Raw genomic sequence first — 23,813 nt, forward strand, 5'->3', positions numbered from 1 at the left:
CGCCGGTGTCAGCGCGCGTCGATCGCGAAGCGGGCCGTGCATGCTTTGGCGGGCCGGCTTGGCGCGGATGCCGCCGTCAGCCGATCGCGTGCACGCCGACCAGCAGCAACGCGCCGACGACGATCAGCAGCAACGCATGAATGCGCGTGCCCATCACGCACACGGTCGACCCGACCGCGATCGCCCGCGCGGCCCAGCCGCCGTCGAGCGCGCGCAGCAGCACCCAGACCGACGCGAGGATCATGCCGGCCGCGACCGGGCGCAGGCCGGCTTCGAGTGCGATCTGCCAGCGTGCGCCCTGGTGCCGCCGCCACAGATGCGCGACGCCGTAGATCAGGAACGCGGTCGGCCCGAACAGCGCGAGCGTCGCGATCACCGCGCCCCAGAAGCCCGCCACCTGCCAGCCGATCAGCGTCGCGAGCAGCGAGCCGGGGCCGGGTGCCATCCGCGCGATCGCGAAGTCGTTCACGAACTGCGTGGCCGTCATCCAGTGATGCACGTCGACGACCTGCCGCTGGATGTCGGCGATGATCGCCTGTCCGCCGCCGATCGTCGCGATCGACAGCGGCGCGAATACGCCGAACAGGGCGGCGTAGCGTGACGGGGCAGTCATCGTTCGGCGCTCCCGCCGGTGGCGGCGCCCGCACGGCGGTATTCGAGCGCGACGCTCAGCGTGCCGCCGATCAGCACGGTCCAGACGAGCGGCCAGTGCAGCACCGCCACCGACACGAACGTGAGCGTCGTCACCGCGAACGGCAGCGCGCGGCGCGGCAGCCGGCGCACCGCGGTGATCGCCATCGAGATCGACAGCCCGATCGCCGCGGCGGCCGCGCCCGCGAGTGCGACATGCGTGAGCGGAAAACGCGTGAGCGTCGAGAACGCGACGCCGAACAGCACGATCAGCACGGCCGGCGGTGCGATGATGCCGGTGAAGCCGGCCACCGCGCCGCGCCATCCGGCCAGCCGGTAGCCGATCCAGATTGAGAGGTTCTTCACGTTGACGCCCGGCAGCGCCTGCGACAGCGCGAGGCCGTTGAGGAACGCCTCTTCGTCGAGCCAGCGCCGCTCGTGCACGAAGTCGCGCATCATGCGCCCGCTCAGCCCGCCGCCGAAGCTGGTGAGGCCGATTTGCGCGAACGCGATGAACAGGGCGAGGACGCCGGGGGGCGGGGCAGCGCCGTCGGGCGGCGCGGGTGCGATCGGGGTGGCGGGCGAAGACATCGGACGGACAAGGCGCGGCGGGTGGGCAGTCGCCCATGGTAGCAAGCGGTGCCTGTCAGCACGCTGACATCGGGCCGGCGAGGATGCTTGTGCAACGACGTCGGCGCGGCCGCCGAAACCGGCGCGCGGCTAGGCCCGCACGACCGTCACGCCCGCGGCCTCGATCGGCTCGGTCAGCGCCGCATCGGTTTCCCGTTCGACCACGATGGCCTGTGCGAGCGCGAGCTCGCCGATCACGAACTGCGACGCCGCACGCAGCTTGGATTGCGACGCCAGGACGATCGTCTCGCCGGCTCGCGCGGCCAGCGCGCGCTTGATCGCCGCTTCCTCGAAGTCGCCGGTGCTGAGCCCCGCGACCGGATGAACGCCCGTGACGCCCATGAAATACAGGTCGGCGTGGATGCGCGCGATGCCTTCCATCGCCGCGGCGCCCACCGCGACGATCGAATGCTTGTACAACCGTCCGCCGATCAGGATCACGTCGATCGACGGATGCGCGGCCAGCGCGACGGCGACGCTCGGGCTGTGCGTGACGATCGTCGCGCGCAGGTCGGGCGGCAACTGGCTGACGAGCAAGGCCGACGTCGTGCCGCCGTCGACGATCACGACCTGTCCCGGCACGATCATCTGCGCGGCCCGGCGTGCGATACGCCGCTTTTCCGCCGTGTCGAGCGTCTCGCGCTGCGCGAACGGCGCGACGGCCGGCGACGCCGGCAGCGCGCCGCCGTGCACGCGTTGCAGCAGGCCTTCGGCCGCCAGCTCGCGCAGGTCGCGGCGCACGGTGTCCTCGGACACGCCGAATTGCGCGCTCAGTTCGACAGCCAGCACCTGGCCGTCGCGGGCGAGCGCGTCGAGGATCGCTTTCTTGCGTTGGGTCGTCAGCATCGTGTTTGCACGAAATTTCTTGAAATTGCACGAATATGCACGTTACCATGAGTGCCATCACTTGTCGAATGGGAGGCCGCCATGGCCGCAACGCGGGACCGCGTCCGCATCGTCGATACGACGGTGCTGTCCGATGACTGGTATGTGCTGAAGAAGGTCACGTTCGATTTCCTGCGCCGCGACGGCACGTGGCAGCGCCTCAGCCGCGAAACCTACGATCGCGGCAACGGCGCGACCATCCTGCTGCGCAACGCGGCGACGGGCGACGTGCTGCTCACGCGGCAGTTCCGGATGCCGGCGTTCGTCAACGGACACGACGGGATGCTGCTCGAAGCCGCCGCGGGCCTGCTCGACGACGCGACGCCCGACGCACGCATCCGTGCCGAGGCCGAAGAGGAAACCGGCTATCGCGTGCGCGGCGTGCGCAAGGTGTTCGAGGCGTTCATGAGCCCGGGCTCGGTGACGGAGAAGCTGCATTTCTTCGTCGGCGAATACGATGCGTCGCTGCGCACGGGCGACGGCGGCGGGATCGCGGAGGAGGGCGAGGATCTCGAGGTCGTCGAGATGCCGCTGCACACGGCGCTGGATGCCGTCGAGCGCGGCGAGATCGTCGACGCGAAGACGATCATGCTGCTGCAGTACGTCGCGCTGCGTGAACCCGCGGGCGGGCGCGCAACGACGGGATGAGGCCGCGGCGCGGCACTCGAACGGGCGTATGATCGCGCGACGCCATTCGTACACCGTTCGACGCTACCGCTGCGCCATCATGCCGATTTCCGATTCGCCCGACTCCATCGGTTCCGCCGATTCCAATGCCGCTGCCGCGCCACTGCCGGCGCATCTGGTCGCGTCCGCCGTCGAGGCGCTCGCGCGGGCCGATGCGCTGCTCGTGACGGCCGGCGCCGGCATCGGCGTCGATTCGGGGCTGCCCGATTTCCGCGGCACGGACGGCTTCTGGCGCGCGTATCCGGCGCTGCGCCACGAGCGTTTCGAATTCCACGAGATCGCGTCGCCGCAGGCGTTCCGCGCGCATCCGCAGCTTGCGTGGGGCTTCTACGGGCACCGTCTCGAACTCTACCGTCGGACGGTGCCGCACGCGGGCTTCGCGATCCTGCGGCGCTGGATGGACGCGATGCCGAACGGCGGCTTCGTGCTGACGAGCAATGTCGACGGCCAGTTCCAGAAGGCCGGCTTCGATCCGGCGCGTGTCGTCGAGATTCACGGTTCGATTCATTCGATGCAATGCCTGCGACCCTGCTCGGACGACACGTGGGACGCCGCGCCGTTCACGCCCGACGTCGACGCAGCCGCGTGTCGGCTGGTCGGCGAGTTGCCGCGCTGCCCGCGGTGCGGCGGCCTCGCGCGGCCGAACATCCTGATGTTCGGCGACCACGGCTGGCTCGGCGAACGCTACGACGCGCAGGAGCGGGCGCTGCACGACTGGATCGCGCAGGCAGGACGGGTGAGCGTCGTCGAGATCGGCGCGGGCACCGCGATTCCGACCGTGCGGCTGCTGAGCGAACGGCTCGGCGCCGACGTGATCCGCATCAACGCACGCGAAGCCCATGCGCGCCGCGCGGACGTGATCGGGCTGAAGGGCGGCGCGCTCGCGACGCTCGCCGCGCTCGACCGCGCGTGGCACGGGGGTTGAACGCCGCACCCCGGTACGGGCTGCGTTCGCCCGTTGCGGTTGGCCGACGAGCGCCTGCACGAGTGCCGGGGCTTGTCGCACGGCACGGCGATTGAACGCCGCACCCCGGCACGGCCTGCGTTCACCCGTTACGGCTGGCCGACGAGCGCCTGCACGAGTGCCGGTGCTTGCGGCGAACCGAGGCCGGTCACGTAGTCGTAGCCGCCCGCGGCGTTGCAGATGCTGCCGCAGCTGCCGTTGGACCCGGTCGTGACGTCGTGATAGTCGCTGCCGTAGGCGTTTTTCCCGACCGTATAGAGCGTGTTGTAGGTACCGCTCAACGGGCTTTTGCCGGCCGCCGCGCGCAGCGAATTCGCGATCGCGACGAGTGCCGACCATTGCGGCGCGCCTGCGCTGGTGCCGCCGACCTGGAACCAGCCCGCCTGCCCCTGGTAGGTGACCGAGTCGTACACCGCGAAACCGCTGGACGGGTTCGCGTCGTAGCTGACGTCGGGCACGCCGCGCTTGCCGGCGACCGGCACCGGCCAGGCGGTCTGGCCGGCCGGTTCGCCCTCGACGGAACTCACGCCGCCGCCGCTGCCGCTCCACGCGGCCTCGCCGACGTAGGCGCCGGATACGTCGGTGGACAACGTCGTGCCGCCCACCGCCACCACGTACGGCGACGCCGCCGGGTACTCGGTGCCGGTGCCGCTGTCGCCGGACGACGCGACGAACGTGACACCCGATACGTTGAAGTGGCTGTCGAAGCCGGTTTCGCTGTTGAACTCGTTGCCGCCGAAGCTCATCGACACGACCGACGCGCCGCGCTTGACCGCGACGTCGACCGCGGCCATCAGGTCGTTGAAGCTGGCCGACGCGGCCTCGACGAGCACGATTCTCGCCTTCGGTGCGATCGCATGCACCCATTCGACGTCGAGCGATATCTCGAGCGCCCAGCCCGAATCGGCCCTGGGCCGCGCGCCGCGTGCATATACCTTGGTGAAGCAGCCGTTCGCCGTGGTGCAGGCCGGCAACGAGAACGCGTTGCTGAACACGCCGAGATCGGACTCGATCCGCGGGTCGTCGTATGCGTCGACGATCGCAACGACCATCCCGTCGCCCTGGTTGGCGATCGTGTCGAATCCGTACGCGTGCCGGGTGAGCGCCGGCGTGAGGCCGGCCACCGTGGCCGTGCTTGCGCGCGGTTTCGTATGGAACGGCGGACGGGCGAATCCCTTGGGTGCACGGGCGCCCTCGACGTAGGGCGGCGGCCCGTTGTCCCCGGCGAGCGCGACGCTCGACGCGAGCAGCGACGCGCACAGCGCCGGTATCAACATGGAAGACAGGCGGATATTGTTCATTCTTCGAATCTCCATGTCGATGGAGTAGCGGGCGAAACAATTCTACGAAATCGGCTGCGTAAATTGCATCGGATATCGAACGAATACGGGAATATCTGATGAGGGTAAATACGTGAAATACCAATGGAATGCGGCGTTCAAGCGCTGGCGTGCCGCCCGACGAAGCTGATCTTTCCGGTATTAAAAATCTGATAAATAATCGACGCCGGTTTGATTTGTAATGTCCGGCGTAATCGATTGGAAAAAATCGATTGCGGCACGGATGCCGGAACAATGAAATGCGTGATGCCGGTGCGACGCGATGCGGGCCCCGTCCGCCGGTCCTCCGGCATTGCCGTCGCGGCGCGATTGCGCATACAGTTCGGCGTAGGCCGCATCCGCGATGCGGGCTCGTCAGCGAGGAGCTCCCTTGGTCTATTCGATGGTCGCGATCTTCGTCGGCGCCGGGCTCGGCGCATTGCTGCGCTGGTTTCTGAGCCTTGCGCTCAACGCGTTCTTTCCCGCCGTGCCGCTCGGCACGCTCGCCGCGAACCTGATCGGCGGCTACGTGATCGGCGTTGCCGCCGTCGTTTTTACCACCCGCGTCGGGCTGCCGCCCGAGTGGCGGCTGTTCGTGATCACCGGCTTCCTCGGCGGCCTCACGACGTTCTCGACCTATTCGGTCGAAGTGATGACGCACGCGGTGCAGGGCGAATTCGGATGGGCGTTCGCGGTGGCTGCCCTACACTTGACTGGATCGTTCACGCTGACGGCGCTCGGCATGTGGACCGCGCGCGCGTGGTTCGCGGCGGCCTGAGCGCGCCGGCACCGGGAGGACGCGATGGACAGGGTCTTCTTGCGCTTCTACGTGCACGAGCAGCACCGGCTGCACTGGAAGCCGCTGTGGGAGTGGTTGCTGGAGGAGGGAAACCGGATGGGGGTCGCGGGCGGTTCGGCGTTTCGCGCGATGGCCGGCTTCGGCCGGCATCGGGTGCTGCACGAGGACCGCTTTTTCGAACTGCAGGGTTCGCTCGCGGTCGAGGTCGAGTTCATCGTCACCGAGGACGAGGCGAAGCGGCTGCTCGAGCGCGTGTCGCGCGAGAAAGTGCGCGTGTGTTACGCGATGATTCCGGCGAATTTCGGCGTGATCGACACGCTCGAGGCGCCGCCGGCGCAGGGGCCGGCAGCGTAGCGCGACACGTCGGATCAGATGCCGAAGATCGTCAGCGACACGGCGGCGCGCGTGACGATCATCAGCAGCACCTGCACGATCACGAACAGCAGGATCGGCGACAGGTCGATGCCGCCGAGGTTCGGGATCACACGGCGCAGCGGGTTCAGGAACGGTGCGGTGAGCTGGTAGAGGATCGGCATCGCCGGCGAGCGCGGATTGAGCCACGACAGCAGCGCCATCAGGATCGTCATCCAGATCACGAGATTGAGCGCCCACTTCACGACGGTGAGCAGCGCGACCACGACGAGCGTCGCGATCACCGAGGCCGGGTCGAAGCCGGCCATCACGACCATCAGCACCACATAGACGAGCGCGGTGAGCAGCGCTGCGACGACGCTTGCCCAGTCGATGCCGCGCACGCCCGCGATCACGCGGCGCAGCGGCAGCACGAGCCAGTTGGTCGCCTGCAGCACGGCCTGCGTGACGGGGTTGTACGGCGGCACGCGGACGGCCTGCATCCAGACGCGCAGGATCAGCGCGGCGCCGAACAGCGTGAAGACGGTATTGAGCAGAAAACGGGCGATCTCGCCGAACATCGTTGGCATCCTTTTTATACAGTCGAGTAGCGTGCGGCCGCCAACGCCGGATGGCGGCGCATCGGCCGACACCTTATCACGCCTCGTCCCGCGGCGGGGAGGGGTGCCCGGTCGTGCGCGCGAGCGACGTTTCGACGGCCTGCGTGAGCGCCGGCAGCGCGGCCGGCGGCGCGGCGCGCTTCGCCGCGAGCGCGACCGCGCGGCGGGTCATCAGCGCGTACAGCGTCGCGTGATCGCCGCCGCGCGCCTCGAGCAGCGCGAGCTGACGCTCGACGATGCCGGTGTCGCCGCGCGATACCGGGCCCGCGAGTGCGTTCGCGAGGCCCTTGTCGCGCGCGGTCTCGATCGTGCCGGCGAGCATCGGCAGCAGCGCGCGCAGCGCCGCTTCCTCGTCGAAGCCGAGGCCGCGCCACAGCTCGACCGCCTCCGACAGCCCGCACAGCGCGAAGCTCGCCGCGTAATGGGCGGCCGCGTGATAGAGCATCCGGCCGCCGGCCGGAATCGACAGCGGATGGCAGCCGAGTGCGTCAGCAAGCCGCAGCAGCGTCGCGTGCAGCGCGCCGTCGGCTTCGAGCGTGACCGAGCAGCCGTCGATGCGGGCGAGATCGGCGTCGGTGCCGCCGAACAGGTAGAGCGGATGGAAGCCGCCCGTGGCCACGCCTTGCCGCTTGGCCGGATCGAGCAGCTCGACCGCCGACGCACCGCTGCAGTGGACGAGCGCCTGGCTCGCCGCGCGCGCCGCGTCGAACCGCAACGCCGCGGCGGTCGACGCGAGATGGTCGTCGGGCACGGTGAGGAAGATCAGGTCGGCGGCGTCGACGACCTGCTGCGGCGTGTCGACCGCGCGGCAGCCGTCGATGCGCGCGGCGAGCGCCGTGGCCGATTCCGCCGTGCGGCTCGCGATCGCGACGACCGGAAAGCCGGCCGCCGCGAAACGCAGGGCAAGGCAGCGCGCCAGGCGGCCGGCGCCGATGAAGCCGAGGCGGGGCGTGTCGGGAAGGGACATGGTGGGTCACGAAGCGAAAACGGAGCAGCCGCCAGTATCGCAGGAATGACGGGGCGGCCGCGCAAGGGCGGCGTCGGGCGAGGACGACCTGGAAGACCGCGTGCGACACGGGGTAGCGGTAAATTCGCGCGGCCGTTTTCGCCGCCCGCGACGATCGCGTGATTCGGCCCCGAATCACGCGGGGGCCACATCCCCGTTGAATTGTCGGCGTCTTGTCTCAAATTTGTAATCGTTCATTACGGAAGCGTGCCCGCCGTGCTTGCCGGATCCGGTAAGACTGACCGGACAATGTGTCGCGCTTTCACTGGTCGGACGGAATCACGCGACCGGCAAGCGATGTCAAGGATCCGCAAGGCCACGCCGCACGGTGTTTGCAGCCGGATGGAATTGCAATTTGCAACAAATGCGCGATACGCGCGCGGCGGGTTTTCGCTACATTGCTTGCATGCGACGTGCATGCCCGCCGTTGCCGACAGGAGCGCACAAATTACCGCTCCAGCAGGAGAATCGAAGTGAAAAAGCTCATTCCGTTCATCGCCGCCGCCGCGCTGGGCCTGGGTGCCGCGAGCGCCGCGCAGGCCCACGTGTCGATCGGGGTCGGCATCGGGGTTCCGATCGCACCTGCGTATCCCGTGTATGCGGCGCCGCCGCCCGTGTACTACGCACCGCCGCCCCCGCCCGTGTATTACGCGCCGGCGCCGGCCTACTATGCACCGCCCCCCGTGGTCGTCGGCGGCTACTACGGCCGTCCGTACTGGCGTCACGGTTACGGCGGCTGGGGCCACCACGGCTACTGGCGTCGTTGACGCATTCCGCGCGGCGGCCTGACCGCGCGCGGCAAAACGGCGCAACGTCCCGCGTGGGGCGTTGCGCCGTTTTTCATTGGGCGCGCGATCGGGTGCGCGCCGGTTACGACACGGCGTGCGCGATCAGGTCGCGATAGCCGCCGACGATCACGCTGTACGAGAAATACGCGAACAGCAGCGCCGACGCGACGTGGCATGCGCGCATCAGCCCCGCGCCCGCGCGCTTGCGGCCCTGGCTCGCGAGCGTGCACATGAACAGCGTCCACGCGAGGCCGCCGAGGAAGAAGCCGGACAGGAACACCGACGCCGTGGCCGGCGTGGTCGCGCCGGCTTTCGCGATTAGCGCGCCGCCGACCGCCGCGAACCACAGGATCGCGCTCGGCGACGACATCGCGAGCAGCATCCCGCGCATGAAGCTGCGCCGCGCACTGGCACGCGGCTGCGGCGTGTCGTCCGCATCGCCGTCGTCGGTGCCGCCGGCCGGCGCGAGCGCTTCACGCGCCATCTTCCACGTGAGGAACAGCAGCACCGCACCGCCGCCGATCCAGACGATCCAGCGCACGGTCTCGAACTGCAGCAGCACGGCCATGCCGGCGAGCGCGAGCGCCGCGTAGACGAGGTCGCCGACGCACGAGCCGACGCCGAGCCAGAAGCCGGGCCGGAAGCCGTGCGACAGCGTCAGCGACAGCATCGCGACGTTGACGAGGCCGATGTCGAGACATAGCGAAAGCGACAGGAAGAATCCGTCGGACAGCATCGAGGCGGGAGGAAAGCTCATCGTCGTTCTTGTCGGGTGCGTTCAGCGCGCGGACTTACAGTCCGATCTCCTGCCAGAGGCGGTCGACGCGCGCCTTCACGGCGGCGTCCATCTCGATCGGGCGGCCCCATTCGCGGTTCGTCTCGCCGGGCCACTTGTTGGTCGCGTCGAGCCCCATCTTCGAGCCGAGGCCCGCGACGGGCGACGCGAAATCCAGATAGTCGATCGGCGTGCTGTCGACCATCACGGTGTCGCGCACGGGGTCGACGCGCGTCGTGATCGCCCAGATCACCTCGTTCCAGTCGCGGATGTTCACGTCCTCGTCGACGACCACGATGAACTTCGTATACATGAACTGCCGCAGGAAGCTCCACACGCCGAACATCACGCGCTTCGCATGGCCGGCGTAGCTCTTCTTCATCTGGACGATCGCCATCCGGTAGCTGCAGCCTTCCGGCGGCAGGTAGAAGTCGGTGATCTCGGTGAACTGCTTCTGCAGCAGCGGCACGAACACCTCGTTGAGCGCGACGCCGAGCACGGCCGGCTCGTCGGGCGGCTTGCCCGTATAGGTCGAGTGATAGATCGCGTCGCGACGCATCGTGATGCGCTCGACGGTGAACACCGGGAACCACTCCTGTTCGTTGTAGTAGCCGGTGTGGTCGCCGTACGGGCCTTCGAGCGCGTGCTCATAAGCGGCCGACGCGTTGCCGGCCGGCCGCGGCGGTGCGCCGGCCGGGGCGGGGGCGGGCGCGCCTTCCTGCGGATAAATGAAACCTTCGAGCACGATCTCCGCGCGGGCGGGCACCTGCAGCGTGTCGACGCCGGGCGTCAGGCACTTCGCGAGCTCGGTGCGGCTGCCGCGCAGCAGGCCGGCGAACTGATACTCGGACAGCGAATCGGGCACCGGCGTCACCGCGCCGAGCGTCGTGGCCGGATCCGCGCCGAGCACGACCGCGACCGGATATGGCTTGCCGGGGTTCTTCAACGCGAATTCGCGGAAGTCGAGCGCACCGCCGCGATGCGCGAGCCAGCGCATGATCAGCTTGTTGCGGCCGATCAGCTGCTGGCGGTAGATGCCGAGGTTCTGGCGCGGCTTGTTCGGCCCGCGCGTGACCGTGAGGCCCCACGTGACGAGCGGCCCCGCGTCGCCGGGCCAGCAGGTCTGGATCGGCAGCTTGTGCAGGTCGACGTCGGCACCTTCCCAGACGATCTCCTGGCACGGTGGCGACGACACCGATTTCGGCGCCATGTCCCATACGGCCTTCGCGAGCGACAGCAGCTTGCCGGCGTCCTTCAGGCTCTTCGGCGGATCCGGCTCCTTCAGCGCGGACAGCAGCCGCCCGAGGTCGCGCAGGGAGCCGAGCGCGGCGTCGTCGCCGGCATCGACGCCCATCCCGAGCGCGACGCGGCGCGGTGTGCCGAACAGGTTGCCGAGCACCGGGAACGCATTGCCGGGCGGCGCGGCGAACAGCAGCGCCGGGCCGCCGGCGCGCAGCACGCGGTCGCACAGCTCGGTCATTTCGAGCACGGGCGACACGGGTTGCGTGACGCGCCGCAGTTCGCCGAGCGCCTCGAGGCGCTGGATGAAATCGCGTAAGTCTTTGTATTTCATGAACAAGGTCCGAGCCGCCCGCAAGGCGGGCAGCGATGGGCGGGCGCAGCGGCCGGCTGCGGCCCCGAATCGAGCGCAGATTTTACCCGGGCCGCCGCGCGGACGCCCGGGCGGAGAAAAAAGTGGACCGCGCGGAGAGCCCCTACGGCAGGGGGCTCGCGATCTGAAGGGCGGTTCAAAATTACTTTTTGTTATAATTTTGAGGTTTTATAGTGTTGACGATCTATAAAACCCTGCTAGAATCCGCTCACATTGGCTGCAGGGTAAAAGGCTTCGAGCCGCCAATCACCGATCTTTGACGCAGCGCGTCACCGTCCGCCGAAACCTGCACGGCGTATTCGACGGCCTTTGTCGTAGTCCCAGCCAGCGCCACCAGACGCTGGTTTTTTGCGTGGGTGCCACCGCGTATGCCCGCCTCGCCCAGTGTGCGAAGGTGCCGGCCGTCTTATACCGTGGCCTCGAACGGTACTTATACCGTTTCCCCGATGCCTGCATGCCCCGACCAAGGCGTGCGGCGTCGTGATTCCGCGGCGCGTTTTCTGTCTCGCCATCGAGCCGAGCGAGCCGCACGAGTCATGTTCATGGGAGATGATCTGAATGAACGCTTGGTTATCGTGGCGTCCCAGTGAGCAGCATGCACAGATCGTGCGCAACATGCTGCGTCGCGGGACGCGTGTCAGTCACCATTTATTCAGCGTCGTCGGCTGTTTCGCCGTCGCGATCGCACTGGCCCTGTGGCTGCTGCCGACCGTGCGCGGGAACCTCGCCGCGAAGCTGATGCCGGTCGTATCCGCGGCCGTGCAGGCCGGTCCGGCCCGTCTGCTGACCGGCCATCCGCTGCCGAACTTCGCGCCCGCCGGCGCGCAGCCGCAGCAGGAAGAGGCTCCCGAGACGGATGCGCTCGCCGTCGGTCTCGACGTGGCACCGGAAACCGCCGCGCAAAGCGATGCGTCCGATGCGGCCCGCAACGGCCCGTCGCCTGTCGCGCTCGCGAAACTGATCCCGTCCCAGCGGGTCCCGGCCGATGCGCGCGACGACCGCGCGCTCGCGTCGAACCGCCAGCAGGCGCTCGTCGCCACCTACCTGTCGCGCCGTTACCGGGTCGCCCAGGAGCCGCTCGGCCAGCTCGTCAAGGCCGCGTTCCAGACCGGCCACGACGTCGGCCTCGATCCGCTGCTGCTGCTGTCCGTGATGGCGATCGAATCGGGCTTCAACCCGTACGCGGAAAGCGGCGTCGGCGCGCAAGGCCTGATGCAGGTCATGTCGAAGGTCCATTCCGACAAGTTCGAATATTTCGGCGGTACCGACACCGCGCTGCAGCCGCTCGCGAACCTGCAGGTCGGCGCGCTCGTGCTGAAGGACTGCATCGCCCGCGGCGGCTCGCTTGCGAACGGCCTGCGTCTGTACAACGGCTCGACCAACCCGGACGACACCGTGTACGGCTCGAAGGTCATGGCCGAGCGCGGCCGCCTGCGCGACGTCGCGCACGGCCGCAGCGTGCCGGTCAATGCGCCGCAGGCGCCGGCCCAGCCGTCGAAGCCGATCGTCACCGCGGCCGTGACGGCAGCGGCAGGCAGCACGAAGCGCGTGCACGCGACGCTCGACACCGCGCAGCCGATCGCCGCGAAGGCCGCCGCCGCGCCGAAGGGCGCGCCGCAGCAGGACGACGCAAGCGTCGACACCGCGAAGCAGGCGCACGGCGATCATTCGGAGCTCGGCGCGTAAGTCACGCAACGCCCCGCGGTTCCGGCAGGACTCAAGCAAAAAGGCACCCGATTCGGGTGCCTTTTTGTTTTGGCGCGGACGGTAGCGCCCGGCACGCCGGCCGGGAGGGCCGCTCGGACGTCAGTGCTGGCCGAACAGCGTCGCGAGCCGCTCGACGGCCTCTTCGAGGCGCGAATAGGCGGTCGCATAGGACAGCCGGATATAGTCGCGCGGCGCATGCACGCCGAAATCCATGCCCGGCACCAGCACGACGCCCGCGTCGTGCAGCATCGCCTGCGTGAGCGCCGCGCTGTCGCCGGCCGCCGGATGGGCGACGCCGCCGCAGTGCGCATAGACGTAGAACGCGCCGTCCGGCATCACGGGCACCGTGAAGCCGAGCCGTTCGAGCGCCGGCGCGATGAAGTCGCGGCGACGCTTGAATTCGAGGCGGCGCGCCTCGTAGATGTCGAGCGCCGCCGGTTCGAAGCACGCGAGCGCCGCGTGCTGCGCGAGCGTGGACGGGCAGATGAACAGGTTCTGCGACAGCTTTTCGAACGTGCTCACGAGCGCGGGCGGTACGACCAGCCAGCCGAGCCGCCAGCCGGTCATGCTGAAGTACTTCGAGAAGCTGTTGACGGTGACGACATCATCGCCGTACGACAGCGCCGACACGGGCGCCGTGTCATAGCTGAGCCCCTGGTAGATCTCGTCGACGATCGTGAAGCCGCCGCGGGCGCGCACGGCTTCGACGATCCGCTTCAGTTCGTCCGGCTCGAGCGACGTGCCGGTCGGGTTCGACGGCGACGCGAGCAGCACGCCGCGCGTGCGGCTGCCCCAGCGCGTGCGGACGTCGTCCGCGGTGAGCTGGAAGCGCGCTTCCGGGCCGCTCGGCACGAGCACCGGGCGGCCTTCGGCCGCCGCGACGAAGTGCCGGTTGCACGGGTACGACGGGTCGGGCATCAGCACCTCGTCGTCGCGGCCCACGAGCGCGAGGCACGCGAGCAGCAGCGCGGCCGACGCGCCGGCCGTCACGACGATCCGCTCGGGGCTGATCGTGAGGCCGTACGCGCGCGCGTAGTGCGCGGCGATCGCTTCGCGCAGCGGCGCGATGCCGAGCGCGCTCGTGTACTGCGTGACGCCGCGGCGCAACGCGGCCGCCGCCGCCTCGACGACGGGCTCCGGTGCGGTGAAGTCCGGCTCGCCGATGCCCATGTGGATAACGTCGCGCCCGGAGGACTCGAGCCGCTGTGCCTCCTTCATCAGTTCCATCACGTAGAAGGGCTGGATCGCGTCGACGCGTGCGGCGAGCGTGACGAGCGAATCGGCGGTGGTATTCATCGGTCGGGCGGAGCGGGGAGGGGGAGGGAGAACGAAAAACGGGCGCTCGCGCGCCCGTCCACCTGCGGAATCAGCCGTTGCGGCGCGCCTGCGTTTCGGCGGGGCGCAGCTTCGCGGCGAGCTTGTCGAGCACGCCGTTGACGTACTTGTAGCCGTCGGAGCCGCCGAACGTCTTCGCGAGTTCGACTGCTTCGTTGATGATCACGCGGTACGGCGTTTCGACATGATGCGTGAGCTCGAACGTCGCGATCAGCAGCACGGCGCGTTCGACCGGCGACAGCTGGTCGACCGGACGGTCCAGCGACGGCGTGAGGGCTTCGACGAGCGTCGCATGCTCGCGAATCACGCCGTGCAGGATCGCGTCGAGCAGCTCCTTGTCGGCCTTGTCGTAACCGAGCGCGCCGCGCAGTTGCGCGTCGATCTCGCCGGGGGCCGCGTTCGACAGCAGCCACTGATACAGGCCCTGCGTCGCCAGCTCGCGCGATTGTCGGCGGGCGCTCTTCTTCATGCGCGCTCCTCTTCGTCGTCTTCGTCTTCTTCTTCGTCCTCGTCGTCGCCGAGCTGGTCGAGTGCCATCGTCAGGTTGGCCATCTCGACCGCGACGCGTGCGGCGTCACGACCCTTTTCGGTCATGCGCGCGACGGCCTGCTCGTCGTTTTCGGTCGTCAGGACCGCGTTCGCGATCGGCAGGTTGAAGTCGAGGCCGATGCGGGTGATGCCCGCGCCGCTTTCGTTCGACACGAGTTCGAAATGGTACGTCTCGCCGCGGATCACCGCGCCGAGCGCGATCAGTGCGTCGAACTGGCCGCTTTCCGCGAGCTTCTGCAGCGCGAGCGGGATTTCCAGCGCGCCGGGCACCGACACGAGCAGCACGTCTTCACCGGAGACGCCGAGGCGCTCGAGTTCTTCGACGCACGCATCGGCGAGGCCGTTGCAGACGGGTTCGTTGAAGCGGGATTGCACGATGCCGATACGCAGGCCGTCGCCTTCGAGATTCGGTTGGTATTGTCCGATTTCCATGATCTGGTCCGTGGTGTGGATGAACGGTTATAGGGCGAAAGCGTCGTGGCGGGTTACGCGTGGGACGCCGGGCAGGACTTGGCTTCGCCGCCGGGCATCGGAATGAAGCCCGTGACTTCGAGGCCGTAGCCGGACATGCTGCCCAGCTTGCGCGGATTCGACAGCACCTGCATCCTGGCGACGCCGACATCGCGCAGGATCTGCGCGCCGATGCCGAACGTCTTGAAATCGACCGGCCGGCGCTTCAGCGCAGCAGCCTTTTCTTCCTCGTCGAACGCCTTGAAGACGTCGATCAGATGTTCCTTCGTGTCGCCGCAGTTGAGCAGCACGATCACGCCGAGGTCGCGTTCCGCGATGTCGCGCATCGCCGCGTCGAGCGTCCACGAGTGTGTCGAGACGCCCGTCTCGAGCAGGTCGAGGACCGACAGCGGCTCGTGCACGCGCACGGGCGTATCGACGTCGGGCGACGGCGTGCCGCGCACCAGCGCGATGTGCGGCGAGCCGCTCGGCTGGTCGCGGTACAGCACCGCGCGGAACGTGCCGTGCGCGGTCTGCATCGTGCGCTCGGCGATTCGCTCGATGATCGATTCGGTGCGGCTGCGGTACTGGATCAGGTCGGCGATCGTGCCGATCTTCAGGCCGTGTTCCTTCGCGAACTCGAGCAGGTCGGGCAGGCGCGCCATCGTGCCGTCGTCCTTGATGACCTCGCAGATCACCGCGGCCGGCGTGAGCCCGGCGAGCGCGGTGAAGTCGCAGCCGGCCTCGGTGTGGCCGGCGCGCACCAGCACGCCGCCCGGCTGCGCCATGATCGGGAACACGTGGCCCGGCTGCACGATGTGCTCGGGACGGACGTCGTGCGCGACCGCCGTGGCGATCGTATGCGCGCGGTCGGCGGCCGAGATGCCGGTCGTCACGCCTTCGGCCGCTTCGATGCTGACCGTGAACGCGGTGCCGTACTGGGTGCCGTTGCGGTAGGTCATCAGCGGCAGGTGCAGCTGCTTGCAGCGTTCCTGCGTCAACGTCAGACAAATCAGGCCACGGCCGTACTTGGCCATGAAGTTGATCGCTTCCGGCGTGACGAATTCGGCGGCGATCACGAGGTCGCCTTCGTTTTCGCGGTCTTCTTCGTCGACCAGGATCACCATCCGGCCGGCTTTCAACTCCGCGATGATGTCGAGCGTGGAGGCGAGCGTCATAAGGGGGCGAGAAAGAGGAAAGTGCGTATTTTACGCCAGCCGGGCCGCGTTTCGGCTGGCACCGGCTGCGCGCGGCCGGCGAGCGCGCCGAAACGCGGCGCGACCGGCCTGCGAGGCGGGCCTGCCCGGGCCGCCGCGGCCCGCCCGATGTCAGGCAGCCGCAGGCTGGCCGGGGCCCCGCCGTGCGTCACGCGTGGTCGTTGCGGCCGCCGAGGTAGTCGAGCTTGCCGAGTTCGACGCCGCTGTGACGCAGGATGTCGTACGCCGTCGTCACGTGGAAGAAGAAGTTGGGCAGCACGAAGTTCAGCAGGTACGACTGCCCGGTGAACTCGATCGGACCGACACGCATCTTGAGCACGACCTGGCGTTCTTCGCTGCCGTCGATCTGCGCGGCGTCGAAGCCTTTCAGGTAGTCGATCGTCTTCTGGATGCGCGCATGCAGTTCGTCGAACGTCTGCTCGACGTCGGGGAAGCTCGGGATGTCGACGCCGGCGAGCCGGGCGGCGCAACCCTTGGCCGTGTCGGTCGCGATGTACACCTGGCGGACGAGCGGCAGCATGTCCGGATAGAGGCGTGCGCCGATGAACACCGACGGGTCGATCTGCTTCTCGGCCGCATGCGCCTGCGCCTTGCCGAGGATGTGCTGCAGGTTGGTCAGGCCGCGGATCAGGACGGGCAGCGAAGCCTGGTACATCGAGATGGACATGGGGACGACTCCTGGAGGAAAAGGGGCAGCCGGTACGCGGCGCACCGTGCGTCGCGGCGCCGAAAACGCTGCCGTTGCATCTTAGCGCGACGGGATGGCGCGTGCGCGTCGTTGGCCATCAGGCCAGGTGCCGCGCCGAGCCGCCAGCCGCCAATCCCTGCCCAGGGGGCGGAACCGCCGGATCAGTCCTGATGCACGCCCTGCGATGCCGACATCATCCGCTCGACATACCGCGCGATCATGTCGACTTCGAGATTGACCTTGTCGCCGGCCTTCACGTGACGCAGCGTCGTGACATCGACCGTATGCGGGATCAGGTTGATCGAGAATTCGCAGCCGTCGGCGCGATCGTCGACCGTGTTGACGGTCAGGCTCACGCCGTTGACCGTGATCGAGCCCTTGTACGCCAGATAGCGGCCGAGCTCGCGCGGTGCGACGATGCGCAGCTCGTGCGATTCGCCGACCGGCGCGAAGCGCGTCACGGTACCGAGGCCGTCGACGTGGCCCGACACGATGTGCCCGCCGAGGCGGTCGTGCGCGCGCAGCGCCTTCTCGAGGTTCACTTCGCCGGGTTGCGCGAGCCCGACCGTGCGGTTCAGGCTTTCGCGCGACACGTCGACGTCGAATCCGGTGCCGGTCTTGGCGATCACCGTCATGCACGCACCCTGGATCGCGATGCTGTCGCCGAGCGCGACATCGGCGAGGTCGAGCCCGCCGGCCTGTACGGTCAGCCGCACGCCCGCGTCGGGCGACACGCCGAGCGGGGTGATCGATTCGATGCGGCCGACGGCCGCGACAATTCCGGTAAACATCGTGACGGCTCCGTTCAATGCGTGGCAGGGGGCGGCGCGACACGCGCCAGGATCCGCAGATCGTCGCCGATCCGCTCGACGCTGTGGAACGCGAGCCGCGTGCGGGCGTCGAGGCTCGCCGGCGCGGCGAGGTCGAACATGCCGGCCGCGTCGCTGCCGAGCAGGCTCGGCGCGAGATAGACCAGCAGCTCGTCGACGCACTGCTCGCGCAGCAGCGAGCCGTTCAGCTTGTGGCCGGCCTCGACGTGCAGCTCGTTGACGCCGCGCGCGCCGAGCGCCGCCAGCATCGCGGGCAGGTCGACCTTGCCGTGCGCATTCGCGAGCGGCACGATTTCCGCGCCGCGCGACTTCAGCACGTTCGCGCGCACTTCGCCGGCGGCATCGAGCCGGCCGCAGAAGATCAGCAGCGGCGCGCCTTCGAGCAGGCGCGCATCGAGCGGCAGGTCGAGGCGGCTGTCGACCAGCACGCGCTGCGGCTGGCGCGGCGTGTCGATGCCGCGCACGGTCAGGAGCGGGTTGTCCTCGCGCACGGTGCCGATCCCGGTGAGGATCGCGCACGCGCGCGCGCGCCAGGCGTGGCCGTCGAGGCGCGCGGCCTCGCCGGTGATCCACTGGCTTTCGCCGGACGGCAGCGCGGTGCGTGCATCGAGCGACGCGGCCGTCTTCATCCGCACCCACGGGCGACCGCGCGTCATACGCGACACGAAGCCGATGTTCAGTTCGCCCGCTTCATGCGCGAGCAGCCCGCAGCGCACGTCGATGCCCGCGTCGCGCAGCATCCCGAGGCCGCGCCCGGACACCTGAGGATTCGGGTCTTCCATCGCCGCGACGACCTTCGCGACGCGCGCGTCGATCAGCGCGTTCGCGCACGGCGGCGTGCGGCCGAAGTGGCTGCACGGCTCGAGCGTCACGTACACGGTGGCGCCGGCGACGTCGTGGCCGCGCGCGCGCGCGTCCTTCAGCGCCTGCACTTCCGCGTGGTCCTGGCCGGCCGGCTGCGTAAAGCCTTCGCCGATCACGTCGCCGTCCTTGACGATCACGCAGCCGACGCGCGGGTTCGGCGCGGTCGTATACATGCCGCGCGCCGCGAGCGTCAGCGCGCGCTGCATGTGGGCGAAATCGGTATCCGAGAACATGCGTGCGGACCCGGGTCAGGCGGCCAGCGCCGCGAACGCGCGGCGCGCGGCCGCGAGCGTCGCGTCGATCACCGCGTCGTCGTGCGTGCTCGACACGAAGCCGGCCTCGTACGCGGACGGCGCGAAGTACACGCCTTCGTCCAGCATCAGGTGGAAGAAGCGGTTGAAGCGCTCGGTGTCGCTCTTCGTGACTTCCGCGAAGCTGGTCGGCACGCGCTCGGCGAAGTACAGGCCGAACATCGCGCCGATCGAGTCGGCCGCGAACGGCACGCCGGCCGCGCGCGCTTCGGCCGCGAGGCCGTCGGCGAGGCGCTTCGTCTGCGCGGTGAGCGCGTCGTAGAAGCCGGGCGCCTGGATCAGCTGCAGCGTCTTCAGGCCCGCGGCGACCGCGATCGGGTTGCCCGACAGCGTGCCGGCCTGGTACACGCCGCCGAGCGGCGCGAGGTGGGCCATGATGTCGCGGCGGCCGCCGAACGCGGCAGCCGGCATCCCGCCGCCGATCACCTTGCCGAGGCAGGTGAGGTCGGCCGCGATCCCGTAGTACGCCTGCGCGCCGCCGAGCGCGACGCGGAACCCGCACATCACCTCGTCGAAGATCAGCACGGCGCCGTGCTTCGTGCACAGCGCGCGCAGCGCGTTCAGGAACTCGGGCGTGCCGCGCACGAGGTTCATGTTGCCCGCGACGGGCTCGACGATCACCGCGGCGATCTCGTGGCCGAACGCGCCGAACGCTTCTTCCAGCGCGGCGACGTTGTTGTATTCGAGGACGGTCGTGTGCTTCGCGATGTCGGCCGGCACGCCGGCCGACGTCGGGTTGCCGAACGTCAGCAGGCCCGAGCCGGCCTTGACCAGCAGGCTGTCCGCGTGGCCGTGGTAGCAGCCCTCGAACTTGACGATGCGGCTGCGGCCCGTGAAGCCGCGCGCGAGACGCAGCGCGCTCATCGTGGCCTCGGTGCCGCTCGACACCATCCGCACCTGCTCGATCGACGGCACCAGCTTGCAGATTTCCTCGGCGATCTCGATTTCCGCTTCGGTCGGCGCGCCGAACGAGAAGCCGTCGGCGAGCACGTTCTGCACGGCCGACAGCACTTCCGGATGGACGTGGCCGACGATCATCGGGCCCCACGAGCCGATGTAGTCGATGTACTGCTTGCCGTCGGCATCCCAGAAGTACGGGCCTTGCGCGCGCGACACGAAGCGCGGCGTGCCGCCGACCGAACGGAAGGCGCGCACCGGCGAGTTGACGCCGCCCGGGATGGTCTTCTGGGCGCGTTCGAAGAGGATCTGATTGTTGGACATGTGCGAAACCTGCGAGAGAAGGGCGCGGGGGCCTGTGCACGGGCCGCGGCGCCTGAGCGGAACGATCGTCTGATTGTACCGGAGACGCGCCCGGCGGGCCCGCGGCCGGGTCTGCGGCCTTTGCGCGCGTGGGGGATTGGCCGGCGCGAACGGCGCGCGGCCGATCCGGCCCGCTTATCGTGGCGACCGGCGCTTGCCGGTCAGCTCGGCCCAGCGCTTCTCGAGCGGGCCTTCGACCATCGGCTTGATCGACGTGCCGGAGGATTGAGCGTCCCAGGTCTGCACCGAGTACGGATGCGCGCGCAGCGCGTCGCGCGGGATCACGACGTCCTGGTGGGCGTCGACCAGCCAGTCGTAGACGAAATCGATGCACAGCCGGTAGCCGCGCTTCGTCGCCGGGTCGGGCACCTCGTAGGGCGCGCGCGTCACGTAGCCCGAGCCGAACACGCCCTTCGGCTCCTGCGCGACGCGGTGCAGGAACACACGGTCGCCCGGCAGGATGCCGCGCGCGAAGCCGCAGCCCCACACGTCGTGCACGGCATCGCCGGCCTTCACGCGCGCGGCGACGTCGGGCAGCTCGGGCCACGGCCATTTCTTGGGGCTCCAGATCAGCAGGAAGGCGGTCATCGGGTCGGTCGTGCGTCGGATTGATCAGACAAGAGAGGCGGGGAGCAGCAAGCTTAATCGAATCCGCGCGCGGTCTGCCGCGACGCCGGTCATGCGCGCGTGTTCCAGCCTGGCGCGGCAGACCGCGCGCGGCACGCGAAAAAGTTGCGCGTACAATCATGTGCTTGAACGCGCCGCTTGCGGCGTAGCCTCCCGTCTTCACCGCCACGCGTGCCCCGATGCGCGCGGGCCTCCATTGCGGATACCCATGTCCCACGTCGTCCGGCGCCGGCCCGATGCCCGGCTGATCCTGTTGCTCGGTGCTCTCGCCGCCTGCGGGCCGATCGCCACCGACATGTACCTGCCGAGCCTGCCGTCGATCGCCGACGGCTTCTCCGTGAGCCCCGGCGCCGCGCAGCGCACGCTGACGAGCTTCATGGCCGGCTTCTCGATCGGCATGCTGCTGTACGGTCCGCTGTCCGATACGTGGGGCCGCCGGCCCGTGCTGCTCGGCGGCATCGCGCTGTTCACGCTCGCGAGTGTCGGCTGCTTCGTGTCGGGCTCGATCGACATGCTGATCCTCGTGCGCTTCCTGCAGGCGCTCGGCGCGGGCGCCGCGTCGGTGCTCGCCCGTGCGATCGCGCGCGACGCGCACGAGCCGACCGATGCGGCGAAGGTGCTGTCGATGGTCGCGATCGTCACCGCGGTCGGGCCGCTGCTCGCGCCGCTGATCGGCGGCCAGATCCTGCGCTTCGCCGGCTGGCGCGGCGTGTTCGTCGTGCTGGCCGCGTTCGGCGCGCTGTGCGCGGCGACCGCGTACCTGCGCGTGCCCGAAACCTGGCCGAAGGAGCGGCGCAAGAGCACGGCCGTGCTCGCGTCGTTCGCGTCGTACGGGCGCATCCTGTCCGATCCGGTCGCGTGGGGGCACATGCTGTGCGGCGGGATGGCGTTCGCGTCGATGTTCTCCTACATCACCGCGACGCCGTTCGTGTACATCGAGTATTTCCACGTGTCGCCGCAGCATTACGGGCTGCTGTTCGGCCTGAACGTCGTCGGGATCATGATCGGCAACTTCGCGAACACGCGGCTCGTCGGCCGCGTCGGCTCGCTGCGCCTCATCGCGACCGCGTCGCTCGTGAGCTGCGTCGCGTCGCTCGCGGTCGCATTCGTCGCGCTGACGGGACTGGGCGGGCTGTGGTCGATCGTCGTGTGCCTGTTCTTCGTCGTCGGCGTGGTCGGGATCCTGTCCGCGAACTGCACGACCGACCTGATGCACCGCTATCCGCACAACGCGGGTGCGTCGGCGGCCGTGTTCGGCGCGATGCAGCTCGCGCTCGGCGCGCTCGCGAGCATCGCGATCGGCGCACTGGCGGACGGCACGCCGTTCGCGATGGGTGTGACGATCGGCGTCTGCGGCGTGCTGTGTTTCGTCGGGCGTTACCTCGTGCTGCGCTGGCATGGCCGGCCGGTGAAAGCGGGGGCTTGAGCGGTGCGGGAGGATCGGCCTCACCTGGAGCGGTCTGACGAGCGATTATCGAGTCGATAGCTGCGCTTCGGGTTGATGACGAACCGTTTGACCTGAGCGTCGAGTTCCTTGCTGTGGTACAGGTCCAGGCATTTCAAAAAATCGAACCCGACGCCTTTGATTTCGGACTCGACGATCGGATTGCGATAGTCGCGTGCAAGAAAACGATTGACTAGCGATTTGCCCGCGTCGGGATTCCGTTCAAGATCGAAGTACGTCCAGTCCATCAGCGCACTCGCGCTGCATCCCGCGTCCATCGCAGCGGACGGTTCATTCCGATACGCGGTCGCGACACACTCGGCGAGCACCATGTCCTTGTAATTCTGGGCGTAGGTTCGGGCGCTGGCTTGTGGCGACGATGTCGTATCTGTTGCATGGCCCGATTGTGCCGCCAACGTCAGTGCCAAAAATATCACACGCTGGAACAGCGGATTTTGTCTCATGGCAGGCTCCAGACGCGTGCACAGATCCAACACATCGCCTAAAAAATAAACCGGTCTATTTGGCGAGGTACGATCAGCGCGGCAGACTTTCCAAGCGCTGATTGTTCCACTCTCCATCCAAAATAGCCTGATAGAGCATGCCTAGAGTCAGTGGCACTTTGTCATATTTTTCTCGGCGTTTTCTGGAGAAAGCCATCCGCGCCACTTCAATCAAGCTGAAGCCCTCTCCTGAGAAGTAGCGATTGAACTCAAAATCTCCAACTTGCACCGGAAACTTATCGAAGAAGCTCTCCATAAACTCGATCGCATCGTCGCCAGTGATATCCAAATCACCCTCGATGGCATGACCTTTTGTGAGAATTTTTTGGGGACTAACACCGGCCTCCCTTCTCACAAAATCCTCAAACTCGTTCCATGTAAATTGGCTCATCAGAACACCTTGTCCTCAGGCTTAACAAGCGCGTTATAGCGCGACACGGAACGAATGCTGATCATCGTGACATCGTTGGCAGCAATGACCCAGCCAACGACAGGAACCGCGCGCCCAACGAAAACCCCGATGTTTCTCACCAGAATGAACCTCAAGCGCTTAACGCTGGCGTTGGTCAGCGTTGGGAGGATCTTCTTCTTCAAATCGTAGTCCAGATACTTGCGACTCAATATCGACGCAACAGAAGTACCCGGCGTGGTACCAAAAGGCTTTGCTCGTGTTGGCATCCAATTTTGACCGGCCACAATGGCAACCACCGCTGCTACATCGTCAACACCAAGCTCCTTGCATGTCTCATCGACAAAGACAAGGAAAAACAGCTCCATCGGCGTGAGATCTCGATGTGTACCAAAGGCATAGGTATTGTTCATTATAGTATTCCTCTCTCAGGCTATCGACGAGGCTGAAACCTCGAAGAGAACGATCCCCTGCCTATCGTCTCGGGTGCTGCCTCCCAGCGAAGGCGGGGGATTTGATCACTTCTGCTTTGCCCGATCGCTGGATATTGGTG

Annotated in this window: 28 protein-coding genes; 7 read left to right on the plus strand and 21 right to left on the minus strand. The window is 68.0% G+C overall.

Annotated elements, in window-relative coordinates:
• Positions 1 to 76: 76 nt before the first annotated feature.
• From DIE02_RS11650 to DIE02_RS11660, 3 genes are all read right to left on the minus strand, one after another.
• Positions 77 to 613 (minus strand): chromate transporter, encoded by a 537-nt coding sequence (locus DIE02_RS11650; RefSeq protein WP_124521610.1) that lies wholly within the window; start codon positions 611 to 613, stop codon positions 77 to 79.
• A complete protein-coding gene (locus DIE02_RS11655) occupies positions 610 to 1,221 on the minus strand; it encodes a chromate transporter (RefSeq protein ID WP_124521619.1) in 612 nt (203 codons plus the stop codon). Before DIE02_RS11655 ends, DIE02_RS11650 begins: the two co-directional genes overlap by 4 nt.
• A gap of 129 nt (positions 1,222 to 1,350) precedes the next feature.
• Positions 1,351 to 2,106, minus strand: coding sequence for a DeoR/GlpR family DNA-binding transcription regulator (locus tag DIE02_RS11660; protein WP_124522146.1), 756 nt, complete (start codon positions 2,104 to 2,106; stop codon positions 1,351 to 1,353).
• Between the two features lie 81 nt (positions 2,107 to 2,187).
• Between DIE02_RS11660 and DIE02_RS11665 the strand changes: the two genes are divergently transcribed.
• Both DIE02_RS11665 and DIE02_RS11670 read left to right on the plus strand, forming a co-directional pair.
• Positions 2,188 to 2,793 carry an NUDIX domain-containing protein gene (locus tag DIE02_RS11665; protein ID WP_124522144.1) on the plus strand — a complete coding sequence of 202 codons (606 nt, stop codon included), beginning with the start codon at positions 2,188 to 2,190 and terminating at the stop codon, positions 2,791 to 2,793.
• Positions 2,794 to 2,872: 79 nt separating this feature from the next.
• Entirely contained in the window at positions 2,873 to 3,757 is an 885-nt protein-coding gene (locus DIE02_RS11670; protein WP_124521621.1) for a Sir2 family NAD-dependent protein deacetylase, read from the plus strand.
• 128 nt (positions 3,758 to 3,885) lie between these two features.
• On the opposite strand, the gene DIE02_RS11675 is transcribed toward DIE02_RS11670, so the two are convergent.
• Together DIE02_RS11675 and DIE02_RS11680 are read right to left on the minus strand one after the other, a co-directional pair.
• On the minus strand, positions 3,886 to 5,097 hold the full coding sequence (locus tag DIE02_RS11675; protein WP_124522142.1) for a S53 family peptidase: 1,212 nt from the start codon (positions 5,095 to 5,097) through the stop codon (positions 3,886 to 3,888).
• 137 nt (positions 5,098 to 5,234) lie between these two features.
• On the minus strand, positions 5,235 to 5,453 hold the full coding sequence (locus tag DIE02_RS11680) for a hypothetical protein (protein ID WP_124521625.1): 219 nt from the start codon (positions 5,451 to 5,453) through the stop codon (positions 5,235 to 5,237).
• Positions 5,454 to 5,506: 53 nt separating this feature from the next.
• Here DIE02_RS11680 and crcB point away from each other — a divergent pair, with 53 nt between their 5' ends.
• Together crcB and DIE02_RS11690 are read left to right on the plus strand one after the other, a co-directional pair.
• Positions 5,507 to 5,893 (plus strand): fluoride efflux transporter CrcB, encoded by a 387-nt coding sequence (gene crcB / locus DIE02_RS11685; protein WP_124522140.1) that lies wholly within the window; start codon positions 5,507 to 5,509, stop codon positions 5,891 to 5,893.
• A 24-nt stretch (positions 5,894 to 5,917) separates the two neighbouring features.
• Entirely contained in the window at positions 5,918 to 6,268 is a 351-nt protein-coding gene (locus DIE02_RS11690; RefSeq protein WP_124487758.1) for a DUF190 domain-containing protein, read from the plus strand.
• 14 nt (positions 6,269 to 6,282) lie between these two features.
• Here DIE02_RS11690 and DIE02_RS11695 read toward each other — a convergent pair whose 3' ends face one another.
• Both DIE02_RS11695 and DIE02_RS11700 read right to left on the minus strand, forming a co-directional pair.
• The gene (locus DIE02_RS11695; protein WP_044846232.1) at positions 6,283 to 6,846 is read right to left on the minus strand and encodes a YggT family protein; all 564 of its coding nucleotides are present in this window, start codon (positions 6,844 to 6,846) and stop codon (positions 6,283 to 6,285) included.
• 76 nt (positions 6,847 to 6,922) lie between these two features.
• Entirely contained in the window at positions 6,923 to 7,852 is a 930-nt protein-coding gene (locus tag DIE02_RS11700) for a Rossmann-like and DUF2520 domain-containing protein (protein ID WP_124521629.1), read from the minus strand.
• A gap of 512 nt (positions 7,853 to 8,364) precedes the next feature.
• Between DIE02_RS11700 and DIE02_RS11710 the strand changes: the two genes are divergently transcribed.
• Positions 8,365 to 8,658 (plus strand): hypothetical protein, encoded by a 294-nt coding sequence (locus DIE02_RS11710; protein ID WP_044846230.1) that lies wholly within the window; start codon positions 8,365 to 8,367, stop codon positions 8,656 to 8,658.
• 103 nt (positions 8,659 to 8,761) lie between these two features.
• Here DIE02_RS11710 and DIE02_RS11715 read toward each other — a convergent pair whose 3' ends face one another.
• A complete protein-coding gene (locus tag DIE02_RS11715) occupies positions 8,762 to 9,436 on the minus strand; it encodes a LysE family translocator (RefSeq protein ID WP_124487761.1) in 675 nt (224 codons plus the stop codon).
• 34 nt (positions 9,437 to 9,470) lie between these two features.
• The gene (locus DIE02_RS11720; protein ID WP_124487762.1) at positions 9,471 to 11,027 is read right to left on the minus strand and encodes a UbiD family decarboxylase; all 1,557 of its coding nucleotides are present in this window, start codon (positions 11,025 to 11,027) and stop codon (positions 9,471 to 9,473) included.
• A 597-nt stretch (positions 11,028 to 11,624) separates the two neighbouring features.
• Here DIE02_RS11720 and DIE02_RS11725 point away from each other — a divergent pair.
• Complete coding sequence (locus DIE02_RS11725; RefSeq protein WP_124522138.1) at positions 11,625 to 12,752, plus strand: transglycosylase SLT domain-containing protein; 1,128 nt, start codon at positions 11,625 to 11,627, stop codon at positions 12,750 to 12,752.
• 120 nt (positions 12,753 to 12,872) lie between these two features.
• On the opposite strand, the gene DIE02_RS11730 is transcribed toward DIE02_RS11725, so the two are convergent.
• From DIE02_RS11730 to DIE02_RS11770, 9 genes are all read right to left on the minus strand, one after another.
• On the minus strand, positions 12,873 to 14,069 hold the full coding sequence (locus DIE02_RS11730) for a pyridoxal phosphate-dependent aminotransferase (RefSeq protein WP_124522136.1): 1,197 nt from the start codon (positions 14,067 to 14,069) through the stop codon (positions 12,873 to 12,875).
• 70 nt (positions 14,070 to 14,139) lie between these two features.
• Entirely contained in the window at positions 14,140 to 14,577 is a 438-nt protein-coding gene (gene nusB, locus DIE02_RS11735; RefSeq protein ID WP_044846225.1) for a transcription antitermination factor NusB, read from the minus strand.
• Positions 14,574 to 15,089 carry a 6,7-dimethyl-8-ribityllumazine synthase gene (gene ribH / locus DIE02_RS11740; RefSeq protein ID WP_040143614.1) on the minus strand — a complete coding sequence of 172 codons (516 nt, stop codon included), beginning with the start codon at positions 15,087 to 15,089 and terminating at the stop codon, positions 14,574 to 14,576. The genes nusB and ribH overlap by 4 nt, the downstream gene beginning before the upstream one ends.
• 53 nt (positions 15,090 to 15,142) lie before the next feature.
• On the minus strand, positions 15,143 to 16,285 hold the full coding sequence (ribBA, locus tag DIE02_RS11745; RefSeq protein ID WP_044846224.1) for a bifunctional 3,4-dihydroxy-2-butanone-4-phosphate synthase/GTP cyclohydrolase II: 1,143 nt from the start codon (positions 16,283 to 16,285) through the stop codon (positions 15,143 to 15,145).
• Between the two features lie 187 nt (positions 16,286 to 16,472).
• On the minus strand, positions 16,473 to 16,991 hold the full coding sequence (locus DIE02_RS11750; RefSeq protein ID WP_124487766.1) for a DUF1993 family protein: 519 nt from the start codon (positions 16,989 to 16,991) through the stop codon (positions 16,473 to 16,475).
• Positions 16,992 to 17,173: 182 nt separating this feature from the next.
• Positions 17,174 to 17,803, minus strand: a complete 630-nt coding sequence (locus tag DIE02_RS11755) for a riboflavin synthase (RefSeq protein ID WP_124522134.1) — start codon at positions 17,801 to 17,803, stop codon at positions 17,174 to 17,176.
• A gap of 14 nt (positions 17,804 to 17,817) precedes the next feature.
• Positions 17,818 to 18,939, minus strand: coding sequence for a bifunctional diaminohydroxyphosphoribosylaminopyrimidine deaminase/5-amino-6-(5-phosphoribosylamino)uracil reductase RibD (gene ribD, locus DIE02_RS11760; protein WP_124487768.1), 1,122 nt, complete (start codon positions 18,937 to 18,939; stop codon positions 17,818 to 17,820).
• A gap of 15 nt (positions 18,940 to 18,954) precedes the next feature.
• Positions 18,955 to 20,238: a glutamate-1-semialdehyde 2,1-aminomutase gene (gene hemL / locus DIE02_RS11765; protein WP_124487769.1), complete on the minus strand. Its 1,284-nt coding sequence runs from the start codon at positions 20,236 to 20,238 to the stop codon at positions 18,955 to 18,957.
• A gap of 174 nt (positions 20,239 to 20,412) precedes the next feature.
• The gene (locus DIE02_RS11770; RefSeq protein ID WP_124487770.1) at positions 20,413 to 20,865 is read right to left on the minus strand and encodes a hypothetical protein; all 453 of its coding nucleotides are present in this window, start codon (positions 20,863 to 20,865) and stop codon (positions 20,413 to 20,415) included.
• Positions 20,866 to 21,112: 247 nt separating this feature from the next.
• On the opposite strand from DIE02_RS11770, the gene DIE02_RS11775 reads away from it, so the two are divergent.
• Positions 21,113 to 22,330 carry a Bcr/CflA family multidrug efflux MFS transporter gene (locus tag DIE02_RS11775; RefSeq protein ID WP_124487771.1) on the plus strand — a complete coding sequence of 406 codons (1,218 nt, stop codon included), beginning with the start codon at positions 21,113 to 21,115 and terminating at the stop codon, positions 22,328 to 22,330.
• Between the two features lie 20 nt (positions 22,331 to 22,350).
• Here the strand turns inward: DIE02_RS11775 and DIE02_RS11780 are convergent, their stop codons facing one another.
• The 3 genes from DIE02_RS11780 to DIE02_RS11790 all read right to left on the minus strand — a co-directional run bounded on the left by DIE02_RS11780 (position 22,351) and on the right by DIE02_RS11790 (position 23,673).
• Positions 22,351 to 22,812: a type VI secretion system amidase immunity protein Tai4 gene (locus DIE02_RS11780; protein WP_124487772.1), complete on the minus strand. Its 462-nt coding sequence runs from the start codon at positions 22,810 to 22,812 to the stop codon at positions 22,351 to 22,353.
• Positions 22,813 to 22,885: 73 nt separating this feature from the next.
• Entirely contained in the window at positions 22,886 to 23,242 is a 357-nt protein-coding gene (locus DIE02_RS11785) for a DUF1493 family protein (protein WP_124522132.1), read from the minus strand.
• Positions 23,242 to 23,673 (minus strand): STM2901 family protein, encoded by a 432-nt coding sequence (locus DIE02_RS11790; protein ID WP_124487774.1) that lies wholly within the window; start codon positions 23,671 to 23,673, stop codon positions 23,242 to 23,244. The genes DIE02_RS11785 and DIE02_RS11790 overlap by 1 nt, the downstream gene beginning before the upstream one ends.
• Positions 23,674 to 23,813: the final 140 nt, after the last annotated feature.

The organism is Burkholderia sp. Bp8991 (assembly GCF_003853795.1).
Taxonomy (GTDB): domain Bacteria; phylum Pseudomonadota; class Gammaproteobacteria; order Burkholderiales; family Burkholderiaceae; genus Burkholderia.

Excerpts from the sequence above, each read along its gene's own strand:
- DIE02_RS11650 (WP_124521610.1), bottom strand. The coding sequence starts at position 613 with ATGACTGCCCCGTCACGCTACGCCGCCCTGTTCGGCGTATTCGCGCCG.
- DIE02_RS11655 (WP_124521619.1), bottom strand. The coding sequence starts at position 1,221 with ATGTCTTCGCCCGCCACCCCGATCGCACCCGCGCCGCCCGACGGCGCT.
- DIE02_RS11660 (WP_124522146.1), bottom strand. The coding sequence starts at position 2,106 with ATGCTGACGACCCAACGCAAGAAAGCGATCCTCGACGCGCTCGCCCGC.
- DIE02_RS11665 (WP_124522144.1), top strand. The coding sequence starts at position 2,188 with ATGGCCGCAACGCGGGACCGCGTCCGCATCGTCGATACGACGGTGCTG.
- DIE02_RS11670 (WP_124521621.1), top strand. The coding sequence starts at position 2,873 with ATGCCGATTTCCGATTCGCCCGACTCCATCGGTTCCGCCGATTCCAAT.
- DIE02_RS11675 (WP_124522142.1), bottom strand. The coding sequence starts at position 5,097 with ATGAACAATATCCGCCTGTCTTCCATGTTGATACCGGCGCTGTGCGCG.
- DIE02_RS11680 (WP_124521625.1), bottom strand. The coding sequence starts at position 5,453 with ATGCGCAATCGCGCCGCGACGGCAATGCCGGAGGACCGGCGGACGGGG.
- DIE02_RS11690 (WP_124487758.1), top strand. The coding sequence starts at position 5,918 with ATGGACAGGGTCTTCTTGCGCTTCTACGTGCACGAGCAGCACCGGCTG.
- DIE02_RS11695 (WP_044846232.1), bottom strand. The coding sequence starts at position 6,846 with ATGTTCGGCGAGATCGCCCGTTTTCTGCTCAATACCGTCTTCACGCTG.
- DIE02_RS11700 (WP_124521629.1), bottom strand. The coding sequence starts at position 7,852 with ATGTCCCTTCCCGACACGCCCCGCCTCGGCTTCATCGGCGCCGGCCGC.
- DIE02_RS11715 (WP_124487761.1), bottom strand. The coding sequence starts at position 9,436 with ATGAGCTTTCCTCCCGCCTCGATGCTGTCCGACGGATTCTTCCTGTCG.
- DIE02_RS11720 (WP_124487762.1), bottom strand. The coding sequence starts at position 11,027 with ATGAAATACAAAGACTTACGCGATTTCATCCAGCGCCTCGAGGCGCTC.
- DIE02_RS11725 (WP_124522138.1), top strand. The coding sequence starts at position 11,625 with ATGAACGCTTGGTTATCGTGGCGTCCCAGTGAGCAGCATGCACAGATC.
- DIE02_RS11730 (WP_124522136.1), bottom strand. The coding sequence starts at position 14,069 with ATGAATACCACCGCCGATTCGCTCGTCACGCTCGCCGCACGCGTCGAC.
- nusB (WP_044846225.1), bottom strand. The coding sequence starts at position 14,577 with ATGAAGAAGAGCGCCCGCCGACAATCGCGCGAGCTGGCGACGCAGGGC.
- ribH (WP_040143614.1), bottom strand. The coding sequence starts at position 15,089 with ATGGAAATCGGACAATACCAACCGAATCTCGAAGGCGACGGCCTGCGT.
- ribBA (WP_044846224.1), bottom strand. The coding sequence starts at position 16,285 with ATGACGCTCGCCTCCACGCTCGACATCATCGCGGAGTTGAAAGCCGGC.
- DIE02_RS11750 (WP_124487766.1), bottom strand. The coding sequence starts at position 16,991 with ATGTCCATCTCGATGTACCAGGCTTCGCTGCCCGTCCTGATCCGCGGC.
- DIE02_RS11755 (WP_124522134.1), bottom strand. The coding sequence starts at position 17,803 with ATGTTTACCGGAATTGTCGCGGCCGTCGGCCGCATCGAATCGATCACC.
- ribD (WP_124487768.1), bottom strand. The coding sequence starts at position 18,939 with ATGTTCTCGGATACCGATTTCGCCCACATGCAGCGCGCGCTGACGCTC.
- hemL (WP_124487769.1), bottom strand. The coding sequence starts at position 20,238 with ATGTCCAACAATCAGATCCTCTTCGAACGCGCCCAGAAGACCATCCCG.
- DIE02_RS11770 (WP_124487770.1), bottom strand. The coding sequence starts at position 20,865 with ATGACCGCCTTCCTGCTGATCTGGAGCCCCAAGAAATGGCCGTGGCCC.
- DIE02_RS11775 (WP_124487771.1), top strand. The coding sequence starts at position 21,113 with ATGTCCCACGTCGTCCGGCGCCGGCCCGATGCCCGGCTGATCCTGTTG.
- DIE02_RS11780 (WP_124487772.1), bottom strand. The coding sequence starts at position 22,812 with ATGAGACAAAATCCGCTGTTCCAGCGTGTGATATTTTTGGCACTGACG.
- DIE02_RS11785 (WP_124522132.1), bottom strand. The coding sequence starts at position 23,242 with ATGAGCCAATTTACATGGAACGAGTTTGAGGATTTTGTGAGAAGGGAG.
- DIE02_RS11790 (WP_124487774.1), bottom strand. The coding sequence starts at position 23,673 with ATGAACAATACCTATGCCTTTGGTACACATCGAGATCTCACGCCGATG.